Origin of the sequence: Bacteroides luti, from assembly GCF_900128905.1 — a bacterium.
Taxonomy (GTDB): domain Bacteria; phylum Bacteroidota; class Bacteroidia; order Bacteroidales; family Bacteroidaceae; genus Bacteroides; species Bacteroides luti.
Map to the genome: position 1 here is coordinate 53956 of NZ_FQTV01000016.1, position 12952 is coordinate 66907.

A 12952-nucleotide genomic window follows, 5' to 3' on the forward strand; every position below is an offset into this window, starting at 1 on the left:
AAATGTTATGACTAAACAGAAGAAATTCATCACATGTGATGGTAATCAGGCTGCTGCACATATCTCGTATATGTTCTCAGAAGTAGCTTCGATCTATCCTATCACTCCTTCTTCGACTATGGCAGAGTACGTAGACGAATGGGCAGCAGCCGGACGTAAAAACATCTTCGGCGAAACAGTATTAGTACAGGAAATGCAATCTGAAGCAGGTGCAGCAGGTGCTGTACACGGTTCACTTCAAGCTGGTGCACTAACTACCACTTACACTGCTTCTCAGGGATTATTACTTATGATTCCTAATATGTACAAGATTGCAGGTGAATTACTACCTTGCGTATTCCACGTATCAGCTCGTGCTTTGGCTTCACACGCTCTTTCTATCTTCGGTGACCACCAGGATGTTATGGCTTGTCGTCAGGTAGGTTTCGCGATGTTGGCAGAAGGTTCTGTACAGGAAGTTATGGACCTTGCAGCTGTAGCTCACTTAGCTACAATTAAATCACGTGTTCCATTCGTAAATTTCTTCGACGGATTCCGTACATCACACGAAATTCAGAAAATCGAAATGTTGGAAAATGATGATCTTGCTCACCTGATCGACAAAGAAGCTTTGGCTGAATTCCGTAACCGTTCTTTGAACCCAGAGAACCCAGTTGCACGCGGTATGGCTGAAAACCCAGATGTTTACTTCCAACACAGAGAATCATGCAACAAATTCTATGATGCAGTTCCTGAAATTGTTGAAGAATACATGAAAGAACTTTCTGAAATCACAGGACGTAAATATAGCTTGTTCGATTACTATGGAGCAGAAGATGCTGACCGTGTAATCATCGCAATGGGTTCTGCTACAGAAGCAGCTCGCGAAGCTATCGATTACTTAACTGCTCAGGGAGAAAAAGTAGGTTTGGTTGCTGTACACTTGTACCGTCCATTCTCTGCTAAGCATTTCCTTGCTGCTGTTCCTAAAACAGCTAAACGTATTGCTGTATTAGACAGAACTAAAGAACCAGGTGCAGTAGGCGAACCATTATACTTAGACGTAAAAGATTGTTTCTACGGACAAGCTGATGCTCCAGTTATCGTTGGTGGCCGTTACGGTCTTTCTTCTAAAGACACTACTCCAGCTCAGATTCTTTCTGTATACGAAAACCTTTCTTTGGCAATGCCTAAGAACCAATTCACAATTGGTATAGTTGACGACGTTACTTTCACTTCTCTTCCTAAGAAAGAAGAAATCGCGTTAGGCGGTGAAGGTATGTACGAAGCTAAATTCTATGGTTTGGGAGCTGATGGTACTGTAGGTGCTAACAAGAACTCTGTTAAGATTATCGGTGATAATACTAACAAGCACTGTCAGGCTTACTTCTCTTACGACTCAAAGAAATCAGGAGGTTTCACTTGTTCACACCTTCGTTTCGGTGATACTCCTATCCGTTCTACATATTTGGTAAATACTCCAAACTTCGTAGCTTGCCATGTTCAGGCATACCTTCGTATGTATGATGTAACTCGTGGTTTGCGTGAAAATGGTACATTCCTTCTAAACACTATCTGGAGTGAAGAAGAATTAGCTAAACATTTGCCAAACAACGTAAAACGTTATTTCGCACAAAAGAATATTTCTGTTTACTATATCAACGCTACACAGATTGCTCAGGAAATTGGTTTGGGTAACAGAACAAACACTATCCTTCAATCAGCATTCTTCCGTATCACAGGAGTTATTCCAGTTGATTTGGCTGTAGAACAAATGAAGAAATTCATTGTTAAGTCTTACGGTAAGAAAGGACAAGACATTGTTGACAAGAACAATGCAGCTGTTGACCGTGGTGGTGAATACAAGAAATTGACTATCGATCCTGCATGGGCTACTCTTGCTGACGAAGATGCAGCAGCTTCAACAGCTCCTGAATTCGTAGAAAAAGTAGTTAAGGTAATCAACGCTCAGAATGGTGATGATCTTCCAGTATCTACATTCGTTGGTATCGAAGACGGTACATGGCAACAAGGTACTGCTACTTACGAAAAACGTGGTGTAGCTGCTTTTGTTCCAGAATGGAATTCAGAAAACTGTATCCAGTGTAACAAGTGTGCTTACGTTTGTCCTCACGCTTCTATCCGTCCATTCGTACTTGATGAAGCAGAACAAGCTGCAGCTCCTTTCACTGATATGTTGAAAGCTACCGGAAAAGTATTCGACGGTATGAAGTTCCGTATCCAGGTTGACGTACTTGACTGTCTTGGTTGTGGTAACTGTGTTGATGTATGTCCAGGTAACAAACAAGGCAAAGCTCTTAAGATGGCAGCTCTTGAAGGTCAGCTTCCACAAGCTCCAAACTGGGAATATGTTGCAAGCAAAGTTAAGAGCAAACAGCACCTGGTTAATATAAACGCTAACGTGAAGAACTCACAATTCGCAACTCCATTGTTCGAATTCTCTGGTGCTTGTTCTGGTTGTGGTGAAACTCCTTACGTTAAATTGTTAACTCAATTATTTGGTGATCGTCAAATGATTGCTAATGCAACAGGATGTTCTTCAATCTACTCTGGTTCAGTTCCATCAACTCCTTATACAACTAACGAAGAAGGTCACGGACCAGCATGGGCTAACTCATTATTCGAAGACTTCGCTGAATTCGGTATGGGTATGACTCTTGCAGTTGATAAGATGCGTGATCGTCTTGTTGACTTGATGACTAAAGGTCAGACTTGCGACTGCTGTTCAGACGAACTGAAAGGTTTGTTCACTGAATGGATTTCCGACAAAGACAACACAGAACGTTCTATCGAGCTTGAAGCTAAGATTACTCCACTTGTAAAAGCTTGCGATTGCGATATCTGCAAAGAAATTGCTTCTCTAAGCAAATTCTTAATCAAGAAATCTCAATGGATTATCGGTGGTGACGGTGCTTCTTACGATATCGGCTTCGGTGGTTTGGATCACGTACTCGCTTCTGGTAAGAACGTAAATATCCTTGTTCTTGATACTGAAGTTTACTCAAATACTGGTGGTCAGTCATCTAAAGCAACTCCAGTTGGAGCTATTGCTAAGTTTGCTGCTGCAGGTAAGAGAGTTCGTAAGAAAGACCTTGGATTAATCGCTTCTACATACGGTTATGTATATTGCGCACAAATCGCTATGGGTGCTGACCAGGCTCAAACATTGAAAGCTATCCGCGAAGCTGAAGCTTATGACGGACCTTCAATCGTTATCGCTTACTCACCATGTATCAACCACGGTTTGAAAGCCGGTATGGGTAAAGCACAAGCTGAACAGGCTGCTGCAGTAGAATGCGGTTACTGGCACTTGTGGAGATACAATCCTGCATTGGAAGCTGAAGGACAAAATCCATTTACATTGGATTCTAAAGCTCCAAACTGGGATAACTTCCAAAACTTCCTGAAAGGTGAAGTTCGTTATGCTTCATTGGCAAAACAATATCCTGCTGAAGCTGGTGAATTGTTCCAGGCTGCTCAGGACAACGCTAAGTGGAGATATAACAACTACAAGCGTTTGGCTAAGCAACAATGGGGTGTTGAGCAAGAAGACTAATTTAAATTAGCTCTATTATAAGAAAAGGGACTGTCCTACTTTTTGGACAGCCCCTTTTATATTTAATAAGTATACTTTCGGATATTTTTCAAACAGTTATTTTTAGTTTGCAACTGTCCGATAAAACTTATGCTTTCACCTATTTTATAAGAATGTTGTTGACAGAAATAAATTTGTTTAAAGAACAAAATTAGGATCAGTTTGTCTACTCTCCCTGTATTGACGTGGAGATATCCCAGTGTGTTGTTTAAAATATTTGCCAAAAAATGACTGGTTTGCAAAGTTTAGCTCATCTGATATTTGTTGAATTGTTTTTTCCGTTGATCTAAGCATTACTTTAGCTTCAAGAACAATATAGGTCTCGATCCATTCACTTGCTAATCTTCCAGTGGCCTCTTTTATCGAATTTGAAAAATGTTTGGAATCCAAATTAAGCTTTTCAGCGTAAAATGTGACACTTCTGCTTATCTTGTAGCTTTTGGAAAGCTCCGTCATAAAAGCTTTAAAAATTTCCTCTTTTCTTGTTCTTTTTAAATGTTCCAGTGGATGATTTTTTTCATAGATTGCACTAATCTCATGACAAATAGCATGTAACAAGCCTCGAACTATTTCTTTTCTGTCTGATAAATTCTCCATTCTAACTTTTCTAGCCAAAAGAGAATGATATTCAAGTAGTGAAGATAAATCATCTGAATTCAGGTTTACGAAAGGATTGTCCATTATACGCAATAGAAATGGGACAATATTTCGTGTGCCTTTAACAGAGTCTTCAAGGAATTCTGGAGACATAGAAATGCATTTAACAGTAAAGTCTTCACTATAGTTAAAAAACTGTATTATTTTTCCGGGAGTAATTATAAATAAATCGTTCTCTTTAAAATTATTATTCTTCAAGTTTATGCTCAATTCACTATTTCCTTTTATACATATAAGAAAACTTACACTATCAGCTTTACATGGATGATCCACAATCGGCATGTCAGCACTTGTGAAAATAACAAATTCATCACCAATAAAATTTGTAGGTAGTTGACTTTTCACAAATTCAATATCCTTTCTTTTTCGGTGATCGAAATTCATATTTATTTAATTTTGCTGTTATTTCGCAAATATAGTAAATTCCGCTGAATTATTTCTTTGTATTTCGATGTTACTATTGCACTCGTTGCTGATATTTTTTATGGAGAGGCATAATTTTCTTTCATTTTTATATAAATCTATTTGTATTATTTTTAAATAGATATTGAATCGAGTTCTCTGCTAATTTTGTATTTACTAGGAGATATTCCAGTATGCTGCTTAAAATACTTTCCAAAAAAAGATTGATTTGGAAAATTTAATTCATATGTAATTTGTTGAATTGTTTTATATGAGGTTTTAAGTAGAACTTTGGCCTCAAGAATAACATAGTTGTCAATCCATTCGCTTGCAGATTTGCCACTTATTTCTTTTACTATTTTAGACAAATGTTTAGAACTCAACCTAAGTTTATCTGCGTAGAATGAAATACTTCTGCTTATTTTATAATTTTGTTCAACTTCATATAAAAATAGCTCAAGGATCTCTTCTTTTCTTGTTTTTTTTGTGTATTTTGATATTTGATGATTTTCATAGATGGAACTAACCTCACAACATAATATTTGTAAGAGTCCTTGTGCTATTCCTCTTCTATATTTTGTATTATTGGGTTTAATTTTTTGCAATGCAAAAGTATATAGATCTATAATTGAATTTAATTCATCATCATGAAGAACTATACATGGTTTTTTTATTATTTGCAGCATAAGAGCTACTTTGTTTTGTATATTTTTAACAGATTCTTCAGCAAACCTCTGTGATACAACAAAGCAATGAATTCGCAGATCTTCACTTTTAGTATTAAATTGTACAATTTGATTTGGTGATATTAATAAAAGACTATTTTCTTCTAAAATTACTTTTTTAAGATTGATACTGAATTCTACATATCCTCCTAAGCAAAGAATAAAGGCAATATTCTCAATCCTAAATGGATTTTTTAAAAGCGATAAATTATAAGGATTATCAAAGGTTACAAATTCTTCGGATAAGATATTTACTGAGATATGAGCTCTCATAAAATCGAATCGGTCTTCTTTAAACTGGCTATACTTCATTTTTTATATTATTTAGAGATATTGTCTGCAAATATATCTGCATTCTCTAATATATGAATAGCATACAGACTTTTGGACTAATGAAACTGTTAGACAGAACTTTTAACGGTGTAAAAAACATCAGATATTTGCGCTGTTAAATAATTGAATATGATGAGAATAAAAGAACAAATTTTTAGAAACTTATTATTGTACGCACTTTTGTTATTTGCAACAGGTGTTTATGCCCAAGAATCTTGTGGTTTGGAGTATTGCGTTGAAACTGCTTTAAAGAACAGTTTACAGTTAAAATCAGATAATAATACCTTGGCAAAGTATAAAGCGTCAGTTGGTCAGGTTAGAAGTGAATTGTTGCCAAGAGTTAATGCTGTAGGAACTTATCAGTATAGTTTTGATATACAGACTCAAATGATTCCTGCTGAAATGTTTGGAGGGCTTTCTGGTACTTATAAGGAGGCAAGATTGGGTGTAAATCAAAATAAGTCGGAGAGTTTGCAGGCAAGTCAGACTCTTTACAATGCACCTTTATTGATTTCTCTAAAGATAGCTAAAGCTACAGTTAATCTTGAATGTTTGCAGATTCAAGGAACTAAAGAAGATCTGATTTATAATGTATCAGCAACTTATTACAATATTCAGTCTATATTAAAACAAGAACAATTGGTGGAAAATAACCTCAGAAGTATGAATTCACTGGTTGAAATAACAGATAGGTTGTATAAATCAGGGTTGGCTACAGCAACAGATGCTAACAGACTTACAGTATCCAGAGATAACACAAGCGCTAATCTTCGCAAGCTTCGAAATAATAAAGAGAAAATGTACAATCTGCTGAAGATCTTGATGAATATCCCAATTGATAGTAATATTCAGATAAAAGAATTTCAAGAGAACAAATCAAGTTTGGTAGAGCCTTTTCTGCCTGTTTCGAATCCAATGTTAAAAACGAATTATTTGCAGGTGGCTCAAGGTAAACAAATTGCTGAGATGCAACTTAAAAGTATCAAATCTAGTTATTTACCATCTTTATCATTTTCAGGAAGTTATGGGTATTCGGCATTTTATAATAATGCCAATCCGATGAAAAACCTGAATGACAAATGGTATAAATCATCTTATATCGGTGTTCAACTAAATATCCCTGTTTTTGATGGCTTCAGTAAGAAATATCAGATTCATCAGAAGAAAGCGGAAATTAAAAACTATGAAATTCAAGGTGAGCAGATATTACAGCAAAATAGTAAAGAGATGGCTGATGCTTATGCCGATTTGAAAAGCAATTATACAAGCTTAGATACTCAGAAGCGTAGTTTAGAATTAGCACAAAAAGTTTCGGATGATATAAATAATCAATATAAAAGTGGTCTCGTAAAAATGTCTGAGGTGATTAACTCTCAAATAGAACTGGTTACTGCTCAGAATAATTATGTAGATGCTTTAATTAGTATTAAACAAGCAGAACTTAACTTGAGCAAAGCAGCCGGAACGTTAATGAAATAATAATTTAAAATATAACAATAATGAAAAAATTGAATCTTATAATTATAGTAGTTGTTCTTTTAGTCTTGTTTCTCATAGTATGGGCATTAAAAGCAAACCAAAAAGATGTGCAAAGTAATATTTATCATAAAGATTTAAATTCTGCAGCGACTGTTCAGGTTGACACAGTAAAAACTTCGGAGTTTACAGAGTCGGTATGTTATCTTGGAACGTTTTCTCCTCAACGAGAAGTAACAATTTCTAGCCAAACTTTGGGAAAGGTTATTAAAGTAGGAGTAGAAGAAGGAAGTCATGTTGTTGCAGGAGCTCTAATAGTTCAGCTAGATATAGATGTTCTGAAAGCTCAGTTGAATTCGGCAAAAGCAAGTTACGATAATGCTTCAATTACTCTAAAACGTCTGGAAGAAGCTAAAGATGGTGTGACTCAGGTGCAGATTGATAATGCCCGCACACAATTATTGTCTGCCAAATATCAGCTTGACCTATTAAAAAAGCAAATTAGCATGGGGACTATAAAAGCTCCTTTTAGTGGAATTATTACATTGAAAAATTTCGATTTGGGTGCCGTCGTATCCCCTGGAACTCCAATAGTTGAATTAACTGATATAAGTAGACTGAAGCTAGAAATAAATATTCCAGAAAAGGATCTGTTTCGCTTTATTAAAGGACAGAAAGTAGCAATTGCTACAGATGTTTATCCAGGTGTGACTTTTGAAGGTAGAACATTGTTTATTTCTAGCAAAGCAGATGCTTCACATAATTATGCAATAAAAATATTAATACAAAACAGTACAAAAAATCCATTAAAAGCTGGGATGTATGGACGAGCTTTCTTTGATGAGACTATGTCTGAAAGTTCAATTAGTATCCCTCGATCTGCTTTAATAGGCTCTACTAAAAAGCCACAGGTTTTTGTTGTAGAAAATAGAGTCGCACATTTACGTGATATACAAATAGGAATGAGCAATGATACACATATACAGATTTTAAGAGGATTAAAAGAAAATGAAATAGTAGTTAAAGGGGGAATTGTGAATTTATCCGATGGAGTAAAAGTAAGAATAGCTCAATAATTGGATATAGCTAAATAATTTAAATAATAGAAAATATGTCAATTACTAAAATTGCAATAAACAGGCCCTCGCTTATAGTTGTATTTTTTACAGCAATATTGCTGATTGGTGGTTTTTGTTTTACAAAACTGAACTATGAGTTGTTTCCAGAGATGTCGACTCCAACTCTTATTGTGTCTACTCCTTATCCGGGAGCTGCTCCCAATAATGTAGAACAAACAGTTACTAAAAAAATAGAAGATGAAATCTGTAGTGTAGACGGAATAAAAAATGTCACTTCGCAATCAATGGAAGGAATATCTTTAGTTGTTGCTGAATTTAATGCTGGAACAGATATTAATGATAAGCAGCAGGAAGTTCAACGAAAACTTAATAATATTTTATCAGATCTACCTTCTGATGTAAAGACACCGACTATTTCTAAAATGACTCCTAGTGATCAGCCAATTATACAGCTGACTGCTACCTCAAATTTGCCAAATGCCAGTTTTTATGATTTGGTAAAAAATGAGATAAAACCACAGTTGCAGCAGATAAAGGGAATTGGAGAAATTAAAATGGTTGGTGGACAAGAGAGAGAAATTCAGGTTAATGTGAATAAGGATAAGCTGGAACATTATGGATTATCTATTTTGCAAGTAACTAAAGCTATTAATAATGCTAATACTGAATTTCCAACAGGTAAGGTCAAGACCAGAAATGCCCAGATGACTGTCCGGTTAACAGGGAAATTCACTTCGGTAGAACAAATGAAAAACTTATCCGTTGCACAGCCTGCAACCGGAAGTGCAATAAAGCTCTGTGATATAGCGGATGTAAGTGATGTCACTAAAGAGCAAACCGCTATCAACCGTTATAATGGAAAGGAAGGCATTGGAATTATAATTAAAAAGCAAAGTAATGCCAATGCTGTAGAGATAAGTAATGAGGTAAAAGCAAAAATAGCTTCTATTGAAAAGCAATATATTAGTAGTAATACTAAAATTGTAATAGCTGATGATACATCTGATTTTACTATGGAATCCGTTAATTCTGTGGGGCATGATTTAGTCATTGCAATTATGTTAGTGGCTGTAATAATGATACTTTTTTTGCATAGCGTCCGAGATTCATTCATAGTGTTACTTGCTATTCCAACTTCGCTTATATCTTCCTTTATAGCAATGTATCTTTGCGGATATTCATTAAACTTAATGACGTTACTGGCACTTTCGCTTGTTATTGGTATTTTAGTAGACGACTCAATTGTTGTCCTTGAAAATATACATAGACATCTTAGTTTGGGAAAGAGCAAATATCAAGCTGCGCTAGATGGTATAAATGAAATTGGTTTCTCTGCTTTAGCTATTACTTTGGTTATTGTGGTTGTTTTTGCACCAATGGCATTTATTAACAATACGATAGGTGATGTTTTACGTCAGTTTTCGCTTACAATTGTAACAGCTACACTAACAAGTTTAGCGGTATGTTATACCTTAACTCCATGGCTATCTTCAAAGTTTGGTAAGATTACAGAGTTGGATAACAACAATTGGTTACATAAACCTTTAATCCAGTTCGAACGTCTGATTGAAAAGATAACTGAATGGTATACAAAACAACTTCATTGGGTTATGTGCCATAAAATAACCTTTTTATCTATAATATTTACACTTTTTGCCGGTGTTTATTTTATGATGCAGATGGGTATTTTAGGAAGTGAACTTGTGGCTGGTGGTGATCAGGCTAAATTTCAATTAAAACTGGAGTTTGATAAAACAACAACAGTAACAGAAAATAATCTACAAACAAAAGCTGTTGAAGATTATTTACTTAGCCAACCAGAAGTTAAAATGGTTTTTTCTAATATTGCTGGACCAAGTACTACAGGTATGGAATCAATGAAATCTGTTGGGAGTGAATATAAATCAGAGCTATTAGTAAAATTAGTTGAAAAAGAGAAACGTACCCTTTCTACTGAGAAATATATGATTGAAATAGGTAAAAGAATTGAAGCGAAGTTTCCCGGTGTGAAACTGCGTTCAACGACTCTGGGGATTGTAAATAGTGGAGAGCCTATTCAGATTATTTTAAATTCCACCAATAATGAGTTGTTAATGAAAACAGCTAATGAATTGAAACGGAAAATTGAGACTCTTCCTGGCGCTAATGATGTATCATTGAGTGTCGAAGAAGGAAATCCTGAGGTAGAAGTAAATATTGATAGGGACAAATTGGCACAATTAGGCTTGGATATTGCAACTGTAGGAGCAACAATGCAGAATGCTTATTCTGGGAATACTGATGCAAAATATAGGGTTGGAACCAATGAATATGATATAAATATTAAATTTGATAATTTTGACAAGCGTAATGCCGGAGATGTAAGCAATATCTGTTTTATCAATAATAAGGGACAACAAATCAGACTTACTCAGTTTGCCAATGTTGAACAAGGTAGTGGTCCAAGTGTGTTAGAACGAAAAGATAGACGTACATCAGTTACAGTAAAAAGTAACGTTTTAGGTATGACATCTGGTATTTTAGCTGATGAGATTAATAAATCATTATTAGAAAAACCTTTGCCATCAGGAGTTGATATGAAATGGAGCGGTGATATAGAACGTCAGGGAGATTCATTTACTTCTTTGGGGATTGCTTTACTGGCTGCTATTATTTTGATGTATCTGATTATGGTTGCTTTATATGATAATTATATCTATCCTATTGTAGTTCTGATTTCAGTACCAGTTGCATTTATTGGATCATTCTTAGCACTTTGTCTCGCAAAATCGTCTATGAGTATGATGACAATGCTTGGGATGATCATGCTATTTGGATTAGTTGCGAAAAATGCTATTTTAATTGTGGATTTTGCTAATCATCGTAAAGCCGAAGGAGAATCTACATATATCGCTTTAATTCAGGCAGGAAAAACAAGATTTCGTCCTATATTAATGACAACGATTGCCATGGTGGCTGGTATGCTTCCAATTGCTTTGGCTAGTGGAGCAGGAGCTGAGTGGAAAAATGGGTTAGGGTGGGTATTAGTTGGAGGACTTTTATCAAGTCTATTTCTTACAATATTTTTGGTCCCGATGGCTTATTATACAGTAGACAGAATTGCTTTTAAATTTAAAAACAAATTATATGTTAAAGAAGTTATTGTTGCGCAAGAAGAAATCGCTGTAAATAAATAGTTCTAATATCTCACTACTGAAAAGTAAAAAGGCTCAAAACAACATTAATGCGTTTTGAGCCTTTTTTAATTGAAAAATTATTGTCTATTTATTATGGGGTTTCCTGATTATTATGACTCACTGTATACGAAATCATTAGCATTGATTATCTCTGAAAGTTTAACGTTCTGATTTCTAAATCTGTCACGACTCTTTTCACCACGATAACGTATAGCATTTTGGGGACAATTGTGGGTACAAGCCCCACATCGGATACATTTATCCTGAATCATCGGATAATCTCCCATCATGATATTATCAATTGGACACACTTTCAAACATATTCCACACTGGATGCATTTATCTTCTTCAATATAAAACCGTTCGTTATGTTTCGTTTCTTGCGAAACAATAGAGGCTATAAAACCTGTTGCTCTGTTCGCAAAATTGACTCCATAAATTCTTTTCTGTCTCTGATTTATTTCATTCCGGATAATCGTCAGATGCTCGTCAACCTTCTTCTTAGGCAGGGTGTCTATCTGTTTCTTTATATCCCAATAGACGAAACTACTGTCAACCATTTTAATGCTATTAATATAATCAAAGGATATACCACAATGTTTGCCGGCCTTGAGCAACTTTTCATTTGCATCAGCATTATTTTCGCCATAGGTAACTATACCAAAAAAGTAATTAGCTTTTAATTGAGCCTTATTCATAAACTCTTTTACATGGATCGGAATATTGGCATGATGATTAGGGACAACTAAGCCGATAACATCATCTTCGAAATCGAACTGATCTCCTTTCAATATGGCAGGTATAGATACCCCCTTTCCACCTATCTTCTTAACAATTTCGAGACAGTTCCCTGTTGCTGTAAAATAAAATATCGTCATATCTATATTTTTTAAAATTATGGCAGCAAAGATACATTGACATTTATTTCTAAATCTGAAACTAGTTTTATTTTTCAGAGTTCATGTTTCAGTTTACTTAGCCATTGTGGGGTAATTCCCAAATAATTAGCAATATATTTGGATGGAACCTCATTCAACAACTGAGGATATTTTTGTTTAAGATACTGCAACATCTCCAGGCTATCCAAGCTGATAAGCATAGTCCGCATAGCATTCTTTTCCATCAGGGTTCTTATAGAATACTGATGAAATACATTAGCATATTCTGGCATACAAATCAGTTGGTCAAGCTCGCTTTTATCCATTTCAATAACATTTGTATTCGTAAAAGTCTTAAGATAATATTGCGAAGATTCTCCAGGCAAAAATGCATTGCAAATAGTAGCTAATGCATGAAAACCTGGAATAAAAAAATTGATGGCCTTTTCATCACCGTTTTTCGGATTTATATAAGTAACAACCAGACCTCCTTTAAGCACAAGATATACCTTCTTTACCCAATCACCTTTGTTTATGAGATATATGTGACTTTTAATATTCTTTTCAAGGCCTCGGCTTCTGAATTCAGCGATTAATTCTTTAGGGAAATCTATATCATCCATTTTTTATA

At 35.2% G+C, this 12952-nt stretch carries 8 protein-coding genes; 4 read left to right on the forward strand and 4 right to left on the reverse strand.

What is annotated here, in order from left to right; all coding sequences use genetic code 11:
- Nucleotides 1-7 precede the first annotated feature (7 nt).
- A complete protein-coding gene (gene nifJ, locus BUC21_RS13465) occupies nt 8-3556 on the forward strand; it encodes a pyruvate:ferredoxin (flavodoxin) oxidoreductase (RefSeq protein ID WP_073403288.1) in 3549 nt (1182 codons plus the stop codon).
- A gap of 177 nt (nt 3557-3733) precedes the next feature.
- Here nifJ and BUC21_RS13470 read toward each other — a convergent pair whose 3' ends face one another.
- Both BUC21_RS13470 and BUC21_RS13475 read right to left on the reverse strand, forming a co-directional pair.
- Nucleotides 3734-4636, reverse strand: coding sequence for a helix-turn-helix domain-containing protein (locus BUC21_RS13470; RefSeq protein WP_073403290.1), 903 nt, complete (start codon nt 4634-4636; stop codon nt 3734-3736).
- Between the two features lie 152 nt (nt 4637-4788).
- Entirely contained in the window at nt 4789-5691 is a 903-nt protein-coding gene (locus BUC21_RS13475) for a helix-turn-helix domain-containing protein (protein ID WP_073403292.1), read from the reverse strand.
- A 150-nt stretch (nt 5692-5841) separates the two neighbouring features.
- Here BUC21_RS13475 and BUC21_RS13480 point away from each other — a divergent pair, with 150 nt between their 5' ends.
- The 3 genes from BUC21_RS13480 to BUC21_RS13490 are packed head-to-tail and all read left to right on the forward strand — an operon-like array spanning nt 5842 to nt 11443.
- Nucleotides 5842-7191 (forward strand): TolC family protein, encoded by a 1350-nt coding sequence (locus tag BUC21_RS13480; protein WP_073403294.1) that lies wholly within the window; start codon nt 5842-5844, stop codon nt 7189-7191.
- A 20-nt stretch (nt 7192-7211) separates the two neighbouring features.
- Nucleotides 7212-8264: an efflux RND transporter periplasmic adaptor subunit gene (locus BUC21_RS13485; RefSeq protein ID WP_073403296.1), complete on the forward strand. Its 1053-nt coding sequence runs from the start codon at nt 7212-7214 to the stop codon at nt 8262-8264.
- A gap of 35 nt (nt 8265-8299) precedes the next feature.
- A complete protein-coding gene (locus BUC21_RS13490; RefSeq protein WP_073403298.1) occupies nt 8300-11443 on the forward strand; it encodes an efflux RND transporter permease subunit in 3144 nt (1047 codons plus the stop codon).
- 110 nt (nt 11444-11553) lie between these two features.
- Here the strand turns inward: BUC21_RS13490 and BUC21_RS13495 are convergent, their stop codons facing one another.
- Both BUC21_RS13495 and BUC21_RS13500 read right to left on the reverse strand, forming a co-directional pair.
- Nucleotides 11554-12321, reverse strand: coding sequence for an EFR1 family ferrodoxin (locus BUC21_RS13495; protein WP_073403299.1), 768 nt, complete (start codon nt 12319-12321; stop codon nt 11554-11556).
- Between the two features lie 74 nt (nt 12322-12395).
- The gene (locus BUC21_RS13500; protein WP_073403301.1) at nt 12396-12944 is read right to left on the reverse strand and encodes a Crp/Fnr family transcriptional regulator; all 549 of its coding nucleotides are present in this window, start codon (nt 12942-12944) and stop codon (nt 12396-12398) included.
- Between the last annotated feature and the right edge of the window lie 8 nt (nt 12945-12952).

Bases quoted from the DNA above. Each gene is read 5' to 3' on its own strand.
- nifJ (WP_073403288.1), top strand. From the start codon at position 8: ATGACTAAACAGAAGAAATTCATCACATGTGATGGTAATCAGGCTGCT.
- BUC21_RS13470 (WP_073403290.1), bottom strand. From the start codon at position 4,636: ATGAATTTCGATCACCGAAAAAGAAAGGATATTGAATTTGTGAAAAGT.
- BUC21_RS13475 (WP_073403292.1), bottom strand. From the start codon at position 5,691: ATGAAGTATAGCCAGTTTAAAGAAGACCGATTCGATTTTATGAGAGCT.
- BUC21_RS13480 (WP_073403294.1), top strand. From the start codon at position 5,842: ATGATGAGAATAAAAGAACAAATTTTTAGAAACTTATTATTGTACGCA.
- BUC21_RS13485 (WP_073403296.1), top strand. From the start codon at position 7,212: ATGAAAAAATTGAATCTTATAATTATAGTAGTTGTTCTTTTAGTCTTG.
- BUC21_RS13490 (WP_073403298.1), top strand. From the start codon at position 8,300: ATGTCAATTACTAAAATTGCAATAAACAGGCCCTCGCTTATAGTTGTA.
- BUC21_RS13495 (WP_073403299.1), bottom strand. From the start codon at position 12,321: ATGACGATATTTTATTTTACAGCAACAGGGAACTGTCTCGAAATTGTT.
- BUC21_RS13500 (WP_073403301.1), bottom strand. From the start codon at position 12,944: ATGGATGATATAGATTTCCCTAAAGAATTAATCGCTGAATTCAGAAGC.